Here is a 22,306-nt window from a genome sequence, read left to right on the forward strand (position 1 = left end):
AAAATCAAAGCGAGTGAAAAAAACCAAAAACCACTACAGCTCCTGCTCCCACATTAGTTTCAGTGTAGTCTGGACAGGCGTCTGGGAAGTCCGTTGCATGTTGTCATGCGTTGTCGGGTCGAGATAAGTCTGGCCGGAAATCGCGGGCTGATGTAGTACATTGCTGACTGATAGTCTGATCTGTGTGCCTTTTCTGAGTTTCCACAAGCTGTACCAATCCAGATTACGGGTCACGTTTTTATAGGTACTGAGCGCCGCAGAATCCTGCACCCGGCCAGCAGTCTGCAGATTGAAATTCATACCGAGCTGATGGGTATCGCTGCGCCGGTAATCCAGCCCCAGATTAGCGGTCAGCGGCACCTGGCTATTCAGACGATTGTCCGGACCGGGTACGCTGTCCAGACGCGACCAGTTACGTGCTGCGTTGATACGTAGATCAATCGCCGGAGCCTGAGGGAACCACAATGAGAGAGGAAACCGGCTGTCCATTTCAAGCCCATACACCTGCGCGCTGCCCCGGTTATCCGGCGTCGTGATCCAGACACCGTCCTGCTGGAATAAGGTATAGGTGGTCACATGTTGAATCCTGCGCAAAAATGCAGAGATGCTGAACATCGCCTGAGCAGAGAAGTAATGTTCATACGCGGTATCAAGTCCCCACGCCAGTTCAGGCAACAAGTGCGGGTTACCCTGAAAATCAGAGTTATTCGGATTATTGTCATTGTTGACGGTGTAGCGGCGCGGCACCAGATTACGTGTTGTCGGTGCCTTGTACGTGCGCGACAAGGCAAATCGCAGTTGGTCTTTTTCTGTGCCCGGTAATTTCCATACTACCTGCACGACAGGACTCAAAACGCTGGAACTGGTGTTGGTATCGGCAATGGTGCGTCCTTGTATCGCTGTGTGCAAACCTTCCCAGCGCAGTCCCAGATACGTTTGCCATTGCGCTGAAATATCCCATTCATCCTGCACGAATAAGGCCAAACGACGCACATCGGCACGGTAGTTTTCATCCAGAAAAGCGATGCTACCGGGAAGGCTGTCCGGCGCGTTGTGATCGTATTGCAGGCGTTGCTCGCTGCGGCGTATCAGCCCGCCATCCCAGCCGAAGGCAAGGCTGTGTTCATCATTCAAACGCCACAGATATTTGCCGCTGGCAGTCAGACTCTGATCAATCGCATCGGACACCACGTTGCGCACAAACGGTGAATTCACCGTTGTTGAATAGCCGTCAAAATAATAATCACTGACGCGCTTGTTGTAGTTCAGACCGAGCTTACTGTCGAGTCGCGCGTCAGGGCTGAAACGATGGCTCCAGCTCAGGTCGCTGCGGATGCCACTGATGTCGGCGCTGGAACGGTAATCGTTGCGCGGATAAGTGGACGACGAACCAGACAAGGTGGTTTCGGCATTGCGTCCGGCCATCGTGCTCTGGCTGAATTCCAGCAAGCTTTGTGAGGTCAGTTGATCGCCTTCTGCCATCGTCCAGTTCAGACGCGGCGCCAGACTGATTTTATTGGTTTTAAATTCGATATGCTCATGAAACTGGCGCAAGTCCGTTACATTCCCGGCGGCATCGCGCAGCGTTTCCGTGGTCACTGGTTCAGACCGGTTGCGGCTCTGATTCAGATTCGCATTCAGTGAGTATGAAAAACCGGCGTCCTTATCCGCCAGTTCCAGGCTCACGCCCGGCGTTGTCGCACCGTCGGCGTGAGTCGCACTAAGCTTAATCTGTCTAGATGCACGGAAAACACCTTTACGCAAGACGATATTGATACTGCCGGCAATCGCCTGCGTGCTGAATTCTGCCGTCGTTGTGCGCAGGATTTCTATGCGCTCGATCAGATCCGGTGACAAACTGTCGATAGAAAATCCGCTCGGCACCGGCTCGCCATTCACCATGATTTGCGTATAACCCGCCCCCAGACCGCGCATGCGAATGTCACTGCCGACGACGGAAACACCGGGCAGACGTTTTAATACATCTGCCACCGCCGTATCACCGAAGGACAAGAACTCGTCACGGTTCACCACAATCCGCGCCGCCGTATCATTGCGCCGCTGGTTGGCGGCGCCCGGCGCACTGACTTCGACGCTCTGTATTTTTTCGGCGGACATCTCAGGGGTTTGTTCGCCTCGTTTTTGCTCAGGCCGTTTTTCTTCATCTGCCGCACTCGCAGCAAGCGGCAATGTCACCGATAGCGCAAGCAATAAAAAAGGAGAGATAGGAGTAGAGAGACGAGGAGAAAGACAAAGCGGATAACGAGACAGGAAGCGGTCTGCGAGAGAGTGCGGGCAAAAGCGAAAAGGCATCAGTGAACAGGTAAACATAGTGCGTGAGCAATGCAGTATTGGCAATATATCAATACTGGCATTTTACGTTGCATTCAGGAACAAACGGAGAAATAACGGAAAAAAATCCAACAGGCTAGCGGGGTGAAAATACCTCATGCATGGCATTGCGTCGCAAGAAAACAAAGGCAGATAATCGAACCAGGACAGAGATGAAACAAGCAGATGTGCAACGCGTATCCCAAGCTTCAGAATCAGGAGAATTTTGCAATTCAGGGGGAGTATCGGCTCATTTCCTCCCAATGTCTTGATAAACAAAGGCTTCACATATATACACCCACCAGTATATTTAAACTCCCGAGGGAGATTTTACGGCGTTGATAGGACTTTTTTATTCAATATCTGTGCGCTGGATGCAATGCATTAAAGGCTTATTTACTACGCGGCGCTCCTGTTTTAGGATCATTCAGAAAATCGCTCATGATACGGGCAATGGTGCCGTCGTTGCGCATCGCAGCTAACGCTGTCGTCAGTGCTTTTGAGGTACGGCTCAAAGCAAAATCCGGTCGGACGCGCAACACATGCGTGCCATGAGTAATTACCAGTCGTGAACCGATTAAATGCGTGCTGCCATTTTTTTCTGCCGCAGCCAGAATTGCGGGCAAACTGCCGACCACACCTGAAATACGTCCGATTTCCAGCATGCGCAAACCATTTTCCAGCGTACTGATATCCACCTTTTTCACCCGTTCGTCCTGTCCGAAGGTGCCGTAGGTCATACGGCGTAACATCCCGATTCCCTTGTCCTGCGATTGCGCAATCACATCGTCAAAATTCGTCATCACGACACCGCTCTTCGCCACCACAACCACCGGATACTGCGTTACGTCAGCCAGAATAAGGCCATCATCATCGGTAAAATTTTCACGATGAGAAATACTGTAAGCCTCAGTGTCAGCAGGAAACAGCACGACATGCCGCGGGCTGGGGACGACTATCACCTCAAGAGGTATGCCGGTACGCTTTTGCAACTCATTGGCAATACGGATATTGATGCCGTCGTAGCGACCATTTCCCTCAAGCATGAAGGCAAACGGCGCCACCTCCGTCAAATATAGACGTACTGCACCTGCAAGCGGTGCCGTGACGAGTAATATCACAACAATCCAAAGCCGGAACAGGAGTTTGCACATTTTTTTCTTCCTCAAAGGAAAAGCAAGCTGACAGGATTTACGCAAAATGATGAACGCAACTGATGCGGTTTTGCATAAATCCTGCCCCAAAAAACGAGCGGCAAGCGCAAATTACGACAAGATATATCATTGTGAGTGTAGGCAAAACTTTATATAAATGCAATTTTTATATTGTTTGCACTGCACACCAGCATACATCTTGAAATCGCCAGAATCAGCCTCATTTCGTTGAGAGCGAATTATCCGCCCACGTCTGCACGGGAATCAGCGTGACCAGATCATCACAATATTGAAATCTTTGAGGAAAAATATGTCAGAAAAACAAACTCTTGGCTTTCAGGCCGAAGTCAAACAGTTATTGCAATTGATGATTCACTCCTTGTATTCCAACAAGGAAATTTTCTTGCGTGAACTGATTTCGAATGCGTCTGATGCATCCGACAAATTGCGTTTTGAAGCGATCAACAACGCCGCCTTATTTGAAAATGATCCTGAACTGAGTATCAAAGTCAGTTTCGACAAAGCGGCCCGCACAATCACGATTTCCGATAACGGTATCGGCATGAGCAAAGAAGATGCGATTGCGCATCTGGGCACGATTGCCAAATCCGGCACCAAAGAATTTTTCGGCAAGCTCTCCGGCGATCAGCAAAAAGACGCGGCCATGATCGGTCAGTTCGGCGTTGGCTTTTATTCCGGCTTCATTATCGCCGACCGCATTACGGTGGAATCTCGCCGCGCAGGCTTGCCCGCCAGCGAAGGCGTGCGCTGGGAATCTGCCGGTGAAGGTGATTTCAGCGTCGAAGACATCGCCAAAGCCAACCGTGGTACCGACATCATTCTGCATTTACGCGAAGGCGAAGATGAATTCCTGTCGGCATGGAAACTGAAGTCCGTCATCCGCACATACTCTGACCATATTTCTCTGCCGATCAAAATGCAGAAAGAAGAATGGGATGAAGAGAAAAAAGAACAGGTACTGACCGACGAACTGGAAACCGTGAATCAGGCCAGCGCCTTGTGGGCGCGCAGCAAATCCGACATCACGCCGGAACAGTACGACGAATTCTACAAACATATTTCGCATGATTTCGGATCACCGCTGACGCATACACACAACCGGGTCGAAGGCCGCAGCGACTACACGCAATTGCTGTACATCCCAGCGCGTGCGCCGTTCGATCTGTGGGATCGCAACAAGCGCGGCGGCATCAAGCTGTATGTGAAACGCGTATTCATCATGGACGACGCCGAACAACTGATGCCAGTCTATCTGCGTTTCGTCAAAGGCGTGATCGACTCCAACGACTTGCCACTGAATGTATCACGTGAAATTCTTCAGGAAAGCCGCGATATCAAAGCGATCCGCGATGGTTCGACCAAGCGCGTACTCGGCATGTTGGAAGACCTCGCCAATGCTGACGGTGACGACGCACAAGAGAAGAAAGACAAGTACGCCACATTCTGGAAAGAATTTGGCCAGGTATTGAAAGAAGGCGTAGGCGAAGACGCGACCAATAAAGACCGCATCGCCAAATTGCTGCGCTTCGCATCGACACACAACGACAGCGATGCACAAAACGTGTCTCTGGCAGATTACTTGTCCCGCGCGAAAGAAGGTCAGGACAAGATTTACTATGTGACCGCTGAAAGCTATGCGACCGCCAAGAACAGCCCGCATCTGGAAATTTTCCGTAAAAAAGGCGTGGAAGTATTGCTGCTGACCGATCGCGTCGATGAATGGATGTTGTCGTTCCTGACTGAATTTGAAGGCAAGGAACTGGCTTCTGTTGCCAAAGGCGGACTCGATCTCGGCACGCTCGAAGATGAAGCAGAGAAAAAACAGCACGAAGAAACCGAAACCGAGTTCAAGGATCTGGTCGAAAAAATGAAAGCGGCACTGACGGATAAAGCCAAAGATGTGCGCGTCACTTTCCGCCTCACCGACTCGCCAGCTTGTCTGGTTGCCGATGAGCATGACCTCTCCGGCAACCTCGCCCGTATGCTGAAAGCCGCTGGTCAGGCTGCACCGGAATCCAAACCGATTCTGGAAGTGAACCCAGATCATCCGTTAGTGCAGAAGCTGAAATACGAAGAAGCCAAATTCGCAGACTGGTCGCACATTCTGTTCGATCAAGCCTTGCTGGCTGAAGGCGGTAACCTGGCTGACCCTAGCAGCTTTGTGAAACGTCTGAATGAAATGCTGCTGAATAAGTAATCAATAAGTAATCAAAAAGTAATACGCAGTGACCGGTTTGTCTCGGTCACACAACATGATCAGTCTGCAAAGACTAGTCATCAAAAAGCCCGGTCACTGTAAAGTCGCCGGGCTTTTTTCATCAGAAAAACAATACGTCTCTCCTCTTGTATTTTTTATCAGCGTTGGGGGATTTTTTTATCGCGCTGCTGGCGAGCAAACCACGTGCGGAGCATTTTTTCCTCATACCGGAAATCACTTGTCATCGGTATCAAATACGCACCTGACAGAAAATTCATATCACTGATATCGTCTTTACCTTCTGCCACCACGGTGCCGTTTTGATCTGTCACCGTGTAATTCAAAGACATGCGTGGCCAGTATAAATCCTTGATGATGCGAATATCATGACCTCCCATCCGCGTCACAGGATGCACATCGCCGGCAAGATCAAGATCGGTGATGGTCACATTCCAAGTCATGTCATCTGGTATTTTTTTGGCCAGCTCAACCAGAACCAGTGACAGTTCTTTGATGACATGCGCCGTAAAGTATTCCTGCGAACCGTTACCAGCCCGGATGTCTGTATATTTTTCTGGCTGTTGCCAGTTCACCCTGACCTCGCCTGCCTGCGCATTGAGCGTCAACGCACAGAAGATTGCTGCAACAATTCCAACCGCTGATCGCTTACTCATGTTCCCCTCTCATTGATACGATGCATAGGACGGTACTTCATACGATATCTGATGGAGTGCTACATACCGTATCGACTACTGCCTGCGCCACTTTTTGTCATTTTTAATCATGTTTGATCATGTTTGATCATTTCTGACTTAATGCATTTCAGCATTCGGCAAAGTCGATAGCGCCTGATGAACATCGCTTGATATTCCTGTCCCATATCTTCACAATATGGCAACTTTACGGACAGATGCAAATCATAAGTGATGACCGTATTCCGCCTCTCGCTTGCAAGACTCTTCCAGCATGACTGACCCCAACTCACCACAAGAAACCGAGATTCAACTTCCTGTTCTGCAAGGTTTCCCTCCTGTTATCGGCGAACATACTCATACGCTGATCCTGGGTAGCTTTCCGGGACAGGCATCGCTGCAAGCGCAGCAATACTATGCGTTCCGGCATAACCAGTTCTGGCGTTTGCTCTCTGCCGTGTTAGAGCGTGATCTGCAAACATTGCCGTATGCAGAACGCATCATCCACCTGAATGTGCATGGAATCGGTTTGTGGGATGTGTTCCGCAGTTGTGTCAGGCAAGGTAGCCTGGATTCTGCCATCCGGGACGGGCAGCTCAATGATTTTGGGTCATTACAACTGCGCTATCCGGGTGTGCGACGCTTATGTTTCAATGGTAAAACAGCCGCAAAAATTGAACGGCATTTTCAACAGCGCGGTTATCAAACGCTGGTTCTGCCATCTTCTTCACCCGCCTACGCCGCAATGCGCTTTGAAGAAAAATTATCCTATTGGCAAGCAGCACTCCATTGCTCATCAATCCCCCCCTCAATCTCCCCTCAATCCCACAGCAACTGCATATAAATTGTCCATGCGTTAAGTACGATGAATCTCCTCTGCGTTGCGGCGGCCAATGTCAACAAAAATTGCAGAGGTTACTGAAACTACATGGTTCATAAATTTAGCCAATGCAGTGACTAAAACAGGACATTCATCGTTTCCAGTGGCGCCTCAATCCTGTTTTTTTGCTGCATTTATTTGTAACAACGGAAAATCCGGGTAAATTTTCTTTAAGAGCATCGTCTGACTCGGTAAAATGACGGGATGCTAATCAAACGAAAATCCATAGAAGCCGAAGGGAATCATCGCTCCGGCCCCGCCAAAGCCGCCTCGGCCGCTAAAAAGCCCCGCAAACCCAAGTTTGCACCTGTCACCTTGTCTGAACTCGATGGCGTGCGTTTCCTGCATTTCGGTACCGAATGGGTACAGGGTGCGATGCGCTTGCGCAAACCTGATGCGATTGAGCTGGAATATGCCCAGCAAATGATGACCTGGATGTTGTTTATCGAGCAGCCGACGCATCTGGCACAGCTAGGATTAGGAACCGGTGCGCTGACCAAGTTCTGTTATCGCCAATTCGAGGAATCACTCGTCACTGCGGTGGAACTGAATCCGTCTGTGATCGCGATTTGCGAAAGTATGTTCAAGCTGCCACAAAATGATGAGCGACTGAACGTCATCGAAATGGATGCGATGGACTTTGTCAACGATGAACATCACCACGGTACACTCGATGTCTTACAAGTCGATTTATACGACGCGACGGCACGTGGCCCGGTTCTCGATAGCGCCGAGTTTTATCAGGCTTGTGCCGCTTGCCTGAAAGAAAACGGCATCCTGACAGTCAATTTATTTGGTGATCATCCTAGTTATGCACGCAATCTGAAAGCCTTGCGTTTTGCTTTTGATGAGGTGCTGTGTCTGCCCGAAGTACACGATGGCAATGTCGTTGCGATTGCGTTTAAACAAAGGCAAAAGCTCGACTTTACGGCACTCTATGACCGTGCCAATCAGATCAAGGAAGCAACCCGTTTGCCCGCCAAATCCTGGGTCAACGGGCTCAAAGCTGCCTGCGATCCTGCATAACCATTTATTCAACATCTGCCCTTCACCAGAAAAATATGACTCCTCATGCGCACCGCAGTCTGAATCTGCAACAAATTTTTACCTGGTTAATGGCAGATGGCATTGTCAAAAAAGAAGACGCAAAGATACAGTTTCACGCAACGCAGGGCATACTCAAAAACGGCATTGCCAATATGCATCCTTTGACAGCCATTGCACAGGCAAAAATTCACTCTGCAATGACACCGCATATTTTGTTGACGCTGGACTGGATGACTGAGTATGTGGCTGGCAAAGTAAAGTTACCTTTTTATCGTATTGACCCACTCAAAATTGATTTCACGACTGTATCTGATGTGATGTCGGCGTCGTATGCAACCCGCTTTAATATTTTGCCGGTAGAGCTCGTCGGCAACACGATCGTGGTGGCAACAACAGATCCTTATAATACCGAATGGCTGGATGAAATCACCAGGATTTCACGTAAAGAAATACGGATGGTATTTGCGAATCCGCTGGATATTTCACAATACATCGTACAGTTTTTTTCGTTGGCAAAATCGATCAAGGACGCCCGCAAATCCAGCTCAAACGACATTGCCTTACGCCAGAATTTTGAACAATTAGTTGAACTTGGCAAGGCGAATAAACAAGTCGACGCCAACGATCAGCACATTATCAATATCGTCGACTGGCTATGGCAATTTGCTTTTGATCAGCGTGCGTCGGATATTCATCTGGAACCCAAACGGGATATCGCCGTCATCCGTTTCCGGATTGATGGCGTGTTGCATCAGGTATATCAGGTGCCAGCGACGGTCATGATCGCCATGATTGCACGGATCAAATTGCTGGGTCGTATTGATGTGATTGAAAAACGTCGCCCTCAGGATGGTCGTATCAAAACCCGCACGGCTGATGGTCAGGAAGTGGAGCTGCGCTTATCAACGCTGCCTACCGTGTTCGGTGAAAAAATGGTGATGCGTATTTTTGATCCTGAAGTCGTGGTCAAAACCTTGCCAGAGCTGGGATTTCCGGCGGCAGACGCACAACGCTGGTCGCATCTGACCAGTAAGCCACACGGCATCATCCTGGTGACCGGACCAACCGGTTCGGGTAAAACCACGACGCTGTACACCACGCTCAAAGCGCTGGCGACTTCCGATGTGAATGTCTGTACTGTCGAAGATCCCATTGAAATGGTGGAAGCATCGTTCAACCAGATGCAGGTGCAAAGTTCGATTGATCTGGATTTTGCAGATGGTATCCGTGCGCTGATGCGACAAGATCCGGACATCATCATGGTTGGTGAAATCCGCGATTTACCCACGGCAGAAATGGCCATTCAGGCGGCATTGACCGGCCATCTGGTGTTATCCACGTTGCATACCAATGATGCGCCTTCGGCGATCATGCGCCTGCTCGAACTCGGCGTTCCGTATTATTTGCTGGAAGCCACCATCATCGGCATTCTGGCGCAACGTCTGGTCAGAACGCTGTGCGTTCACTGCAAAGCACCTGACGGCGAAATGCATGAAGCTATCTGGGAGACGCTGGTAGAAAACTGGGGAATTGAAAAACCCAAGACTGTGTATCGCCCCGTTGGCTGTCCAGAGTGCAGGCAAACTGGTTTTCTTGGCCGTACCGGCCTGTATGAATTACTGACGGTCAGCCTGCCCTTCAGCAAGCTGATCAAGCAGGAATCTGATGTGCACAGCCTGCGTATTCAGAGCATCAAAGATGGCATGAAACCTTTACGGATTGCCGGCGCGTATAAAATTCTAGAAGGCGAAACAACCGCAGACGAAGTGCTGAAAGTCACCTCAGCACTGATCTAAGGTGGGTTGGGTTGTGCTGGGCTGAACTGACCTAAGAAACATTGGATGATAGAATGATCCTATCGTAGCGCTGCAACGGCAGCAGCCAGACCATCGGCGACCGTAGGATAACGGAAACGGAATCGCAGCTCCGTTTTGATGCGCTGATTGCGGATGCGACGCGACTCCGACATAAATGACAACAGCATCGGCGACACCTGCTTTGCCAGTTCGGCACGAGGCAGCCGTGGCGGATGCGCCAGCCCGAATGCGTCGGCGACCTGATCAAAATAAGCTGCCATTTTCAGGTCACTATCATCTACTGCATGGTAAATACGTTGTGGTCTGGCTCGAAATAAAGCCACCCGGATCAACTGCGCCAGATCCTCTGCATGAATATGGTTGGTATACACATCATCAGCATCTAGCAGGGCCGGTGTGCCTTTCTGCAAACGCTCCATCGGCAGGCGATCTGCGGCATAAATACCCGGCACCCGCAGGATCGCCAAACTGGACTGACTGCGCTGTGCCCATTGGCGCAGCCATTTCTCAGCAGCAACCCGACGCACGGCGCGTGCATTCTGCGGCCGTACGGGACGCGTCTCATCAAACTCTGCGCCACCGCAATCGCCATACACGCCGGTCGTACTAACATAAACAAGGCGGCTCTTGTCAGGTAAAATGGCGGTCAAATTTTGGCTGCGGATATCCGACATGCCTTCGGATCTCGGTGGTGCCAGATGGACGCAGTACGTCGCCAGACCCGACAATCTGGCCAGACTGTCGGGCTGATCCAGATCGGCGACCACAGGTACAGCACCTGCCGCCCGTAGTTGCGCGCAGCGGGCAGGCTGGCTTGTCACTGCAAACACGCGGAAATGATCGCGAATCAAGGGAAGCAGACGCAGTCCGACATCACCGCAACCGATAAGCAGCAAGCGCGGCTTGCCGATTTTATTTAACTGTTTTTTCATGCTCAGGATTGTATGACTTTTCAAGTAACTGTGACCCCCAGCGGTCGCCAATTTAACTGCGATGCAGATGAAACCGTATTATCCGCCGCTTTGCGTGCGGGTGTCATTCTGCCTTACGGCTGTAAAAATGGTGCCTGTGGCTCCTGTAAAGGTAAAGTGACCACAGGTGCTGTGGTACACGGCAATCACCAGCAACGTGCATTATCCGACGAAGAAGCTACGCAAGGCATGTCGCTGTTCTGTTGTGCAAAACCACAAAGCGACTTGACGATAGAAGCCCGTGAACTGGTGTCCAATGACGAATACCCTGTCAAAAAAATGCCGACCCGCATCGCTAAGCTGGAAAAATTATCCGATGACGTGATGCTCATAGCACTGCAATTACCCGCCAACGAAAAGCTGAAATACCGCGCGGGTCAATACATAGAATTCCTGCTCAAAGATGGCAAGCGCCGCAGCTACAGCATGGCGAATGCGCCACACGATGCTGAGCACATTACCCTGCACATCCGCCACATGCCGGGCGGCCTGTTCACTGATCAGGTATTTTCCACATTGAAAGAGCGCGACATCCTGCGCTTTGAAGGCCCGCAAGGCACGTTTTATCTGCGTGAAGACAGCGACAAGCCGCTGATCCTGCTCGCCTCCGGCACGGGCTTTGCGCCGATCAAGGCATTGGTCGAACAATTGATTCACACCGAATCAACACGTCCGGTCTCGTTGTACTGGGGTGGTCGTCGTCCTGCTGATCTGTACATGGACGCGCTGTGCAAGGAATGGGCTGCGCAACTACCTGGCTTTACCTATGTGCCAGTCATTTCCGATGCACAAGCAGAAGATCAATGGAGCGGTCGCACTGGTTTTGTTCATCAGGCCATCATCGCCGATCACGCTGATTTATCTGGTTATCAGGTCTATGCCTGCGGCGCACCAGTCATGGTGGATTCCGCCAAGCGCGATTTTGTAGCCCAGTGCCAGTTACCCGTGGATGAGTTTTACGCCGACTCCTTTACCTCGGAAGCGGATTTGGCGAATTAAACGAATGCTGCTCATCGGGAGGGTAACGCCTCCCACTTCCCGCTAATACAAAGCCAAACCATTCCTTATTCTTTCGCAGTCAATTGGGTAACGGTTTTTATACCTTGCATAATTATTCAACTCAACTACTCAATTCTCTGGTGATTTTATGAAAAAATATCATTTCTTGGGCTTGGTTTTGACTGCGACGCTACTGAGTTCAGTTGCATATGCGGAAGAAGCACCAAAATATCTTCAGTTAGCGAGAGATTTTGTCAGTTATACCAAACAAGAAAATAATCACTATTCGAACAGCCACATCTACACCAAAATGCCGGGTGATTTGTTTGTCAGTGAATATATTGTTTCAACAGACTGCGGCGGCTTTGTTGAAGATATGTTCCGGCGCACTCAATCAGGTGTCCTCGAACAGATCAAAACCAAAAAATTTAAGCACCGCTTCAGTATTCACGACTGGCATCCAAGTATAGAAAAAGAAGAAGCATTCACGCTCATCAAAAAAATAACCGATGTGCACCCGGGTGATGTTGCTGCATGGTTGTATACGAATATGACAGTGCACACCTTGCCAGGTCATATTTTATTCATTGATTCTGAACCCGTTAAAATCAAGCCAAGAAAACCACAAGTTGACGGTCTGGATCAGTACGAAGTTGCCATTATTGATACCTCCCAGGAAGCAAAGAGCCGGGACGACACACGCTATGTCAGTGACGCCGCGTTACGCGACGAAAATGAGGCAAAGGGCAAAGAGCGCGGTTCGATGGCAAGCCCGAATCACAAAGGCGTTGGCCGCGGCCATATCCGCTTCTACGCGGATGCAAATGGCGATATCAAAGGCATCGCCTTCAGTTTTGATAAAGCAAAATTTCATCCTCATCTGACCGATTGGAATATCGTTGTTGGCCGACCGCGCTTAAAATCCTGACTCTGCCGACAACAGAACTTTCTCTGAATTTTTTCTGAAATATTTTTTATCGCTGCGCGTAAATTTATTTTGACGCAGTGCGCAAAAAGTCCTACTATCCGCTTTATGAAAATTTTTGCCGACATGTCCTCACCAAATATCGCGCGACGTCGCAGCTCGCTATTCGAGCCTGGGACTATGTACGAGTGAGCGTGCGCGGAAGATGAGCAGCACCACAAGTATCAAGCCACAGGCATCACCTGTGGCTTTTTTGTTATTCAGCACCTGATATCACTCTTTATTCGCCCTTACCCCTCTTTTTCACCCCTGCTTTTACGACTTTAGGAGTCTTGAAATGGAATTCAGCCAGTACAACGTTAACGCTCTGATGTACATCACACCGCGCCCAGAAATCGTCTTTACGGAAGGCAGTGGCATGTGGCTGACGGATAACAATGGCAAGCGCTATCTTGATTTTCTGCAAGGTTGGGCGGTCAATTGTCTGGGCCACAGCCCAGCGGTGATCCACGACGCACTGGTAGCGCAATCGAAAAAATTGCTTAATCCTTCACCGGCTTTCTACAATGCACCGATGATAGAGCTGGCCACGATGCTGACCGAGAAATCTTGCTTTGACCGTGTATTCTTTACCAACAGTGGTGCAGAAGCAAACGAAGGCGCGATCAAGTTGGCACGCAAATGGGGTCAGTTGAACAAAAACGGCGCGTTTGAAATCATCACTTTTGATCACAGTTTCCACGGTCGTACTCTGGCAACGATGTCAGCTTCCGGCAAACCGGGCTGGGATACCATCTTTGCACCGCAAGTCACTGGTTTTCCCAAAGCGGATCTGAACGATATCGATTCCGTTAAACAACTGATCACAGATAAAACCGTTGCTGTCATGCTGGAGCCAGTACAAGGTGAAGGTGGCGTGATTCCTGCCTCGCCAGAGTTCATGCAGCAATTGCGTGCACTGACTCAAGAACACGGTATCTTGCTGATCGTGGACGAAGTGCAAACAGGTATGGGACGTACTGGCGAGCTGTTCGGCTATCAATTGTCTGGCATTGAGCCCGACATCATGACACTGGCAAAAGGCATAGGTGGCGGCGTTCCTCTGGGTGCCTTGCTGTGCCGCGAAGCAGTCGCCTGCTTTGTTCCTGGCGATCAAGGTGGTACATACAACGGCGCACCGCTGATGACTGCGGTCGGTATTGCGGTGTTGAAAGAAGTCAGCAAACCAGAATTTCTGGCTTCGGTAAAAGAAAAAGCTGCGTATCTGAGTGCTGAACTGTTGAAACTCTCGGAAGAATTCGGCTTGCAGGGAGAGCGTGGCGAAGGCTTGCTGCGCGCGCTGAAACTCGGTTCGAATATCGGTGCCCAGATTGTTGAAGCGGCGCGGAATATGGCGCCTGTCGGACTGTTGCTGAACTCGCCACGTCCTGATCTGCTGCGCTTCATGCCAGCGCTGAATGTCACAAAAGATGAGCTGGATCAGATGCTGGCGATGTTGCGTGAAGTCTTGCAGCAATTGAAAAAATAATCTCACAGGCTGTGATGCAGGCAATTCATCGCCTGCATCTTCAGTTGCTTTGTTATTATTTAATTAAATAGTCATCGCAAAAAATGTTGGAATAGATACAATGAATGTTTTCACATTCACCACTATTTTATGCGATGCATTTTCTCCTTCATTGTCAGGGCACCTGCTTATTTTCTGCTGGTGCTTGCTTGCCTGTCACCCTCCTCATTTGCAACCACTCTGGCAGCCACTCAGACTGCCAGCATTCCGGTAGAACATTTTTTCAAGACTCGGGACTTCAGCGCTGCCCATTTTTCACCTGATGGGCGCAGCATCGGCATGCTTATGCCCGGAACCAATGGCCGGATTTCTTTATTTGTCCTCGACATCGGTAGCACTCAGCCAACGCTGATTGCAAACTATGAAGATAAAGATGTGCGCTCTTTTCACTGGGTCAATAACGAACGGCTGATTTATGATCTGACCGATCTGCAACTCAAGGAAAGCAGCACCTTCTTCGGCCCCGGTCTGTATGCAGTCAACAAAGATCGCAGCAAACGACTGCGCCTGGTCACACATCAATTTACAGGAGGAGCAACGAGTGTCAGCGGTTCTGCATTGGCCTGGTACACGTTTTTTCTTGACGTTGTGAGTGGTTCTGCCACACCGGATATTTATGTCGTGCAAAGTGTTGAATCCGGCTCCAATGTGGTCGATTTATATCGCCTGAATACCTTGACCGGCAATATGCAATTGATTCCGCGTCCGGGCAAAGTCACCAAATGGGTGATCAACAGAGATGGTGTGCCGAGTGTGGTAGAAACGATAGACGGGCCGCAAGCGCATCTGTTCTATCGCGACCCAAAAAAGAATGAATGGCGCAAACTGGCAACATCCATCTGGGCTTCCAGCGACAGAATTGATCCTGTACTGTTCAGTACGGATAAGGAGTTATATGTCCGTGCAAACAATGGTAAAGATACCAGAGCACTGTACCGGATGAATCTGGATACCAGCCAGCTGGATGCTGAACCCGTGATTGCGCTGAAAGGCTATGACCTCGCAGCCAATCTGGTGTACAGCGAGCGGCAAAAGAAAGTGCTGGGCATGCACTATGAAATGAGCAAAATATCGACTGTCTGGTTCGACCCCGCGTTGAAGGAAATGCAGCAGCAGATTGATGCGATGTTACCTGCCACCATCAATCAGGTGTCGTTCGCGGATAGGGCAGATGCGCGACTGGCGCTGGTTCACGCGTTTTCAGATGTCGATCCGGGCAGTTGGTATTTGTTTGATCTGGACAAGAAAACGCAGATTCGTCTCGGCGTTACTAAAAAAGAGATTGTGCCAGAGCAGATGTCAGAAAAAAATATGGTCCGGTATCGTGCCCGTGACGGGTTGGAGATTCCGGCTTACCTGACGCTGCCAAACGGTAGTCAGGGGAAAAATTTACCGATGGTTGTGCTGGTACATGGCGGTCCTTACGTGCGCGGAGGACACTGGAGCTGGGATCCGCAAGTGCAGTTTCTGGCATCGCGTGGCTATGCGGTGCTGGAACCGGATTTTCGTGGCAGTACTGGTTATGGCGACAAACACTTCCGTGCCGGCATGAGGCAATGGGGGCTGGCAATGCAGGATGATATTGCCGACGGTGCGCAATGGGCAATCGCGCAAGGCGTTGCCGATCCACAGCGCATCTGTATCGCCGGTGCGAGTTACGGCGGTTATTCTGTGCTGATGGGGCTGATCCGCAATCCAGAACTGTTTCGCTGTGGAGTGAACTGGGTGGGCGTCACGGATATTAATCTGCTCTACGACATTCAATGGAGCGATATGTCTGACGAGTGGAAACGCTACGGCATGCCGGTATTGATCGGAGATCAGAAAACGGATGCCGCCCAGCTCAAAGCCAGCTCACCGCTGGAAAATGCGGCACGGGTCACTCAACCACTCCTCATGGCCTACGGGAAAAAAGATCATCGGGTGCCGATTGAACATGGAGAAAAATTCTATCGTGCGGTCAAAGATCACAACCCTGCTGTCGAGTGGATTGTGTATCCGGAAGAAGGGCATGGCTTTCGCGTACTGAAAAACAATGTGGATTTCTGGACGCGTACCGAGCAATTTTTACAGCGAAATATCGGGCGCTGAATAGGAGATGTGTTGATCACGCGTGAATACCGTGTAGATGCCGCGTAGATGCTACGTTGGTGCCACGTTGATGATGCTTTGATGGCATATTCATCGTGCTTCGATCGTGCATTGGTCATGCGTTGGTGTAGCCTTGAATCCATATCGCTTGCGGAATAGTGACGTTCCATCTTCCGCAAGCAATAGCGGTCACTCGATATCAGTTACCCGATATCAACCCCGCAATCATCCCTCAGTCATCCCTCACTAAGCGCTCAAAATCGCCAGCTTCGTAATTCTGATATTCGATGCTTTTCATATACTCCCCTGCTATTTGTTATTTTTCGGCCGTTTGTCCATGTAAATAAAGGCAGAAAATAAATACTGGAGAGGAGTATATTGATCGGGTTTGATGCAAAATATCATGCATGTTGATCTGCCGGCGCAAAATCCTGCTTACGGTTTGATCACAAAATGCAATACGGAACGGGCTGGCAAGGTATAGCTGAATTTGTTTTTGCTGATATTACTCACGGAAGTTCTGGCCGTAATCGCGGTATTCGTGCCGCTGACACCCCAAACTTGCGCATACTTGAAGTTGACAGGGTTATTGATCTGAATACTGCTGGTCAAGTTACTGTTCTGACGATTGATCGCCACGATATGCAGCGTATTAGGGTCATTCGCACTGACGGCTGCGTAGATGCTGGCGCTGGTGTTATTGCTGGAAATAGCTCGTACAGAGAGTTCAGGAAATATCGACTGAGCACCGTCATAGTTACGGAAAATTTTAAACCCTGACGCAATAAATCCCTCGGCATCGCCAAAATAGGTCGCCAGATAGACGCCTTGCTTACCAAACGCACCCAGTGCATCCGCCTGCGCAATGGCACCGGTGATATCCGTTTTTCCACCAAAATCGTATTCGGTGACCGCCAGCTTGGTTCCGGGATAGAAATCATTAATCGCCTGCTGCAATTTCGGTAACATCTGCAAACCCCGTCCATCGGTGAATCCATTTCCCGACTGCGTGATCCAGCTCGGTTCCACATAACTGGCATCCCACAAACTGCGTGCGGCCTGAACGCGGTCAGCCGCATTCGACGAGGCTTGCGGATAATAGTGGAACGAGAAAACATCCAGCAAACGATTACCGGCAGTTGTCGATGCCTGGCGCATTTTTGCCAGATACGCATTGGCAAAGGTCATGCCGTTATAGCGATAACGATCGCCGGTATTATTGGTCAGATAGGGTTCGGCATTGTACTGATTCCAGTCAGCGGGCTGATGCGACTGACTACCGTCCCAGATCGACCACAAACTGAACAAACCAAGATAACCGCTCAGCGCCGGCCCATAGGTTTCTGCGCTGGCGTCCACGCGTTTGACGGTGGTTGCCAGGGCAGAATTGCGCTGTATCACGTCGCTCGCCGTTGTGAGTGTGGGATACAGGTTGGCATGCGTTCCGGCATCGCCACTGGCAGTTGCCCAGTGATGCCAGAGATCCGGCTCATTATCCAGCTCATATGCCTTGATGCCACGGGCAGTGGCGGCAGAACCATATTGCTGCAATAAAAACTGTAATTCTTCATCAATATAAACAACGCCATCCGTCAACGACGGCGTGGAAGTATAGGTTCCGGCGCTGGCTGGCTTGTCGTTGATAATCGACACCCAGCGCGCAGTATCGACATTCGATGGACCTGCGCTGCTTTGCCAGAGGTCATAGCCCTGACAAGTGGATGGCGGATAAAGATTGATAATATCTTTGGGCAATTTACCGGCAGCGGGTAATTGCAGCAAGGAGTAGACGCCCAGTGTCAGCGACTGATCCTGAAAACTTTTTAAGGCGGCGCCGGGAGCGTAATATGCCAGGCCGTTGTTCTGACTCGGGCTACCGGCGCCTGAGGTGGCGCTGACAGCCGCATTGGACGAATTGCACCAGTCAGCACCAGAATTGCTGACGCCATTTTCCCAGTTATAGCTGGTCATGGTATTACCACCCAGACGGCGTGAACGCAGGTTCAATGACTGCAACTGCGACAAGCCGCCCTGATTATCCCACCCCGCCCGATTGGTACCATCCGCATAAGCGTTGTAACCATAGATCAATGGGCTGATGGATTTTCTTTCCAGTTGCGTATCCACCGTAAAACTCACGCTTTGCGCCCATCCCTGCGAACAATAAAGGGCAACGGACAAGCTCAATACCATTCTTGGGAAGCATGATTTTTTCACGGGACACCTCGGGGAAAGAAGTTAATTTATTTCCACATGGAAATATTTAACCCGGAGTATGTCAGATTTTTTATATTATTAGTTGCCGCAAAACAACATTTATATTTCAGCATTGCCGATCAAGCTACACCTTGCGGATAAAAAACCCGTCCGCTGACGTGATCAAGCGCCATCGCACACGCCGAACTGAATGCCATTGAGTACATGAAACGTCCTCTCCGGTTGCCCTCTTTCCTGCGTTTCTCCTCGTAGTTTCTCCTGACCAGAAGAAGTTCACCGCCCCAAATCGATATGACTGAACCGCGAGGCGACCAATATCAGATACCTTGTGTTGATACGGCAATCCTTATTACGTATCGTCATGATTTTTACATTTTATTACGTATCATTTTATTAATTTCATAACATCGAGCCGTAGAATCAATGACGACCATATTTCTCGAACACAAAGAAGCAATATCCACACGACCGCTCAATAAGCTGGCAAGCAGCACATTGGCCATGTCATCTTGTTGTCCGTTGGCATTACGCCTGCTGTTACTTACGATCATGTCATGATGAATGAAGCAAAACTGATACTGAATGAATTGCAGGACTTCATCCGGACGCTGCTGCGCATACGCAAGCCGCGTGAATTACCGCCGCCGGGGCCAAAACCCGCGTTTGGCAGCACGATTGTATTGAACAACCTGAAAATCCAGCTATTTGTCTCGATTGATTACGAGCAATGGGAATGGCTGACGCACAAAGGCTGGCGCACCATGGACCAACGCATCAACCGTCGTCGTTACTACAAAGTTCCACGCAAAGCCGTGCAGCGCCTGCTGCATGCCAGCACAGAAGAACGGGAACAACTGCATCAGCAAATTCTGGACTACCGCTACAGTCGCAAACATCACGCCTGAATTCCGCCTGAATTTCATCTATAAAGGGGGAGTATGTAGATAAATCGCCCCATTGTCGTGAGAATAAAAGGCACCTTCAAAAATACTCTACCCAGTATATTTTAGTATCCCAAGCTACCCTACAGCACCGTTAGCAGCAGAAATGCGATTTCCCACATCGACTGCCGATTGGCGCGATCACCAGCAAATGGCACTATTGGCAATATTCAAGCAGGCTGCAAGCGGGTAAAATGCCGCATGCAAAATTTTAGTGATGAACCTCACGTCCAGACCGACGACGAACTCGCTCTGCAGACGTTTTTCAAACCCGGCATATCCCCAGACGACGTTGCCCCTGTTTTTCTGCTGAAACGCGCCCAGCCTTTATTGCAGGCATTCACAGCGCTGTTCCACGGCGGATTCAACAGCGTCTTGCTGCGCCTGCTGGTCTTGCGCGAACTGACCGCCGATGTCGATACGCCCTCGCTGACGCGCGCGGACATCAATAGCAAACTCGCCTATCTGGAAGCGGACAGCCTCGACACCGTATTGTCACGCTTACGCTCCACCGGCCTGCTGAGCTGGGATGCCAGCCAGTCGGTATACCGGATTTCGCCATTGGCCAGAAATGTGCTGGCGGCTCTCGAATCCCTGATTCAGGTGGACGACCACGGCGATCAGGCAGAGATGAGCTATATGCTGACGCAGGTGGCGGGCGCACAAGCCGTCGGCGGCGTGTCGGTAGAACAATTGCATCATTTGCTGGGACGACTGATCGAGTTGACCGAAGAATTTTCCGATGCCATCGCCTCCGGCTCAGAATTTCAACTGCGCACAGCACAACAAAAATGGCATACCGCCTGCGACTGGGTAGAAAAAGGCTCGCAGATTATTCACGCCATCACCAACGATAGCCGCGCCGACGCGGCGACACACCGCGCCGCACAAGCCATCGGACGGGCGCAGAGCGCGTTGCTGAATATGCAGGGCATGTTTTCCCGGGCGTTGAACCAGATCGAGCGGCAGCGCGTCCATCTGGGGCAATCCGGTTTATCCACCACCGATATTAAAACCTGGCTGCTGCATCACCCCGATCTGGCATCACTCGCAGACGATGCACTGGCTTACCCGATGACGCCCTTGTTCATCACCCCTTCGGAGATGATCGACGTAGCAGAAAGCGAATTGCTGGCCCACCGCGTATCCGCCGTTGCCAATGCCCTTCCTGCGGGTGAAAATGCGCCAGAAATTGCCGGTGACGATGGTGATGCCCTGCTCGAACTCGATCACTGGCTGGCACGCCTGAGCAAGCTACAGCAGATACAACCCGGCAAGCACGGTGTTGCGCTACAAGAGGTACTGTTACCATCCAGTTTTTCGGTGGCATCGTATCGCGCCTCGCTGCTGCCCTTGCTCGGCGATGCCAACGAATCCGCCCTGCAAGGCGCAACTGCCGCACTGGCGCGCTTACCGCTGTCATTTCAGTCCGAAGATAAAATGCAACGCATTGCAGATCCCCACATTGCCGCGATCTCCGTTGCCACGCTTGCACCCATTGCACGCATTACACCTAATGACCCTATGGCACCCGCAACAGCCGTTGCCCCCCTCACAGCATTGAACAAAACAGAATGACCGAAGACGCACAATTCCTGATCGCCCGCCTGCTGGCGCACCAAACTTTGCGCCGTGAAGACAAACTCGTCAAACGCGCTTTATCGGATGAATTATTCCGCGCCGATGTGGATGCCCGTCTGAAAGCGTGCGGCATGAAATTCATCGACAACGTCTATGCAGACCATGTCACGCTGGCATTGACACGCGATAGCGAGTCTAAAGTATTCGGCACCCGTGAGACCTGGCAAAACAATAATTTCAGTCTGGCGCGCGATGGCGTGGCACTGTTGGTCGTGCTGTGGTCGCTGATCATTCTGCCCAAGCGCGAACGTCAGGAAGCCCATCAACTCGCCGCCGAAGACCAGAATGATATGTTCGGCAAAGACAAACCCATGCCACGCGCAGAAGATACCTCGATTGGTATTTCCTATCGCGCCCTGCTGGCAGATTTTGGCGACAAGCTCGGCAAAAAAACCCGCATGGATATGAACCTGGGACAACTGGTACGCTACGGTTTTGTGGAGCGTAAAGGTGATCTGATCGTCGAAGGCCCGCTGCTGGATTTAATGATGGATACCGATACGCTGAAAGACCGCATCATCAATGGCGCGCTGTCGGATATTTTCCAGATTCCGGCAGCACGCACGCCAGCCGTCATCCATCCGGCATTGGTCCGTGATGGCAATCTGCCAGTCGAAGTCGACGCCGGCATCAATGACGAAATCAATGAAAAAATCAATGACGGAATCGATTCCGTCATTGATACTGAAATGAATACTGAAATCGATCCTGGCGTTGCGGAAATTGATGTGAAAACCACCGCAGAAACCCTCACCGATATTTCTGAAAACACTGCCGCGGATAGCAGCGCAGATATTCACCCTGAAAAAGAATAA

15 protein-coding genes and 1 pseudogene are annotated in these 22,306 nt (G+C 50.5%); 11 read left to right on the forward strand and 5 right to left on the reverse strand.

Annotated features, from left to right (window positions below; genetic code table 11):
- Window positions 1-33 precede the first annotated feature (33 nt).
- Both ACO0LB_RS04145 and ACO0LB_RS04150 read right to left on the reverse strand, forming a co-directional pair.
- Window positions 34-2,313 (reverse strand): TonB-dependent receptor plug domain-containing protein, encoded by a 2,280-nt coding sequence (locus ACO0LB_RS04145; protein ID WP_423046781.1) that lies wholly within the window; start codon window positions 2,311-2,313, stop codon window positions 34-36.
- 410 nt (window positions 2,314-2,723) lie between these two features.
- Window positions 2,724-3,485 carry a hypothetical protein gene (locus ACO0LB_RS04150; RefSeq protein ID WP_423046783.1) on the reverse strand — a complete coding sequence of 254 codons (762 nt, stop codon included), beginning with the start codon at window positions 3,483-3,485 and terminating at the stop codon, window positions 2,724-2,726.
- Window positions 3,486-3,795: 310 nt separating this feature from the next.
- On the opposite strand from ACO0LB_RS04150, the gene htpG reads away from it, so the two are divergent.
- A complete protein-coding gene (gene htpG, locus ACO0LB_RS04155) occupies window positions 3,796-5,703 on the forward strand; it encodes a molecular chaperone HtpG (protein WP_423046784.1) in 1,908 nt (635 codons plus the stop codon).
- 158 nt (window positions 5,704-5,861) lie between these two features.
- Here the strand turns inward: htpG and ACO0LB_RS04160 are convergent, their stop codons facing one another.
- Window positions 5,862-6,377 carry a DUF3016 domain-containing protein gene (locus ACO0LB_RS04160; RefSeq protein WP_423046786.1) on the reverse strand — a complete coding sequence of 172 codons (516 nt, stop codon included), beginning with the start codon at window positions 6,375-6,377 and terminating at the stop codon, window positions 5,862-5,864.
- Window positions 6,378-6,669: 292 nt separating this feature from the next.
- Here ACO0LB_RS04160 and ACO0LB_RS04165 point away from each other — a divergent pair, with 292 nt between their 5' ends.
- The 3 genes from ACO0LB_RS04165 (at window position 6,670) to ACO0LB_RS04175 (ending at window position 10,118) form a co-directional block, all read left to right on the forward strand.
- The gene (locus ACO0LB_RS04165) at window positions 6,670-7,239 is read left to right on the forward strand and encodes a DNA-deoxyinosine glycosylase (protein WP_423046788.1); all 570 of its coding nucleotides are present in this window, start codon (window positions 6,670-6,672) and stop codon (window positions 7,237-7,239) included.
- Window positions 7,240-7,479: 240 nt separating this feature from the next.
- Window positions 7,480-8,301: a spermidine synthase gene (locus ACO0LB_RS04170; RefSeq protein ID WP_423046790.1), complete on the forward strand. Its 822-nt coding sequence runs from the start codon at window positions 7,480-7,482 to the stop codon at window positions 8,299-8,301.
- Window positions 8,302-8,336: 35 nt separating this feature from the next.
- Window positions 8,337-10,118 (forward strand): GspE/PulE family protein, encoded by a 1,782-nt coding sequence (locus tag ACO0LB_RS04175; RefSeq protein WP_423046792.1) that lies wholly within the window; start codon window positions 8,337-8,339, stop codon window positions 10,116-10,118.
- Between the two features lie 59 nt (window positions 10,119-10,177).
- Here the strand turns inward: ACO0LB_RS04175 and ACO0LB_RS04180 are convergent, their stop codons facing one another.
- Window positions 10,178-11,071 (reverse strand): SDR family oxidoreductase, encoded by an 894-nt coding sequence (locus ACO0LB_RS04180; protein WP_423046794.1) that lies wholly within the window; start codon window positions 11,069-11,071, stop codon window positions 10,178-10,180.
- Window positions 11,072-11,083: 12 nt separating this feature from the next.
- Here ACO0LB_RS04180 and ACO0LB_RS04185 point away from each other — a divergent pair, with 12 nt between their 5' ends.
- From ACO0LB_RS04185 to ACO0LB_RS04200, 4 genes are all read left to right on the forward strand, one after another.
- The gene (locus tag ACO0LB_RS04185; protein WP_423046796.1) at window positions 11,084-12,109 is read left to right on the forward strand and encodes a CDP-6-deoxy-delta-3,4-glucoseen reductase; all 1,026 of its coding nucleotides are present in this window, start codon (window positions 11,084-11,086) and stop codon (window positions 12,107-12,109) included.
- 148 nt (window positions 12,110-12,257) lie between these two features.
- Window positions 12,258-13,037, forward strand: coding sequence for a hypothetical protein (locus tag ACO0LB_RS04190; RefSeq protein WP_423046797.1), 780 nt, complete (start codon window positions 12,258-12,260; stop codon window positions 13,035-13,037).
- 334 nt (window positions 13,038-13,371) lie between these two features.
- Window positions 13,372-14,562 (forward strand): acetylornithine transaminase, encoded by a 1,191-nt coding sequence (locus tag ACO0LB_RS04195; protein WP_423046799.1) that lies wholly within the window; start codon window positions 13,372-13,374, stop codon window positions 14,560-14,562.
- A gap of 129 nt (window positions 14,563-14,691) precedes the next feature.
- Window positions 14,692-16,692, forward strand: coding sequence for an alpha/beta hydrolase family protein (locus tag ACO0LB_RS04200; protein WP_423046801.1), 2,001 nt, complete (start codon window positions 14,692-14,694; stop codon window positions 16,690-16,692).
- A gap of 435 nt (window positions 16,693-17,127) precedes the next feature.
- Here ACO0LB_RS04200 and ACO0LB_RS04205 read toward each other — a convergent pair whose 3' ends face one another.
- Entirely contained in the window at window positions 17,128-18,873 is a 1,746-nt protein-coding gene (locus tag ACO0LB_RS04205) for a glycoside hydrolase family 44 protein (protein WP_423046803.1), read from the reverse strand.
- A gap of 590 nt (window positions 18,874-19,463) precedes the next feature.
- Here ACO0LB_RS04205 and ACO0LB_RS04210 point away from each other — a divergent pair.
- The 3 genes and pseudogenes from ACO0LB_RS04210 to ACO0LB_RS04220 all read left to right on the forward strand — a co-directional run.
- Window positions 19,464-19,814 carry a hypothetical protein gene (locus ACO0LB_RS04210; RefSeq protein ID WP_423046805.1) on the forward strand — a complete coding sequence of 117 codons (351 nt, stop codon included), beginning with the start codon at window positions 19,464-19,466 and terminating at the stop codon, window positions 19,812-19,814.
- Between the two features lie 237 nt (window positions 19,815-20,051).
- The gene (locus ACO0LB_RS04215; RefSeq protein ID WP_423046807.1) at window positions 20,052-21,428 is read left to right on the forward strand and encodes a hypothetical protein; all 1,377 of its coding nucleotides are present in this window, start codon (window positions 20,052-20,054) and stop codon (window positions 21,426-21,428) included.
- A pseudogene (locus ACO0LB_RS04220) lies at window positions 21,425-22,075 on the forward strand (hypothetical protein); the annotation flags it as partial. The gene ACO0LB_RS04215 and the pseudogene ACO0LB_RS04220, both read left to right, overlap by 4 nt.
- Between the last annotated feature and the right edge of the window lie 231 nt (window positions 22,076-22,306).

The organism is Undibacterium sp. SXout7W, from assembly GCF_049339385.1.
Taxonomy (GTDB): domain Bacteria; phylum Pseudomonadota; class Gammaproteobacteria; order Burkholderiales; family Burkholderiaceae_D; genus Undibacterium.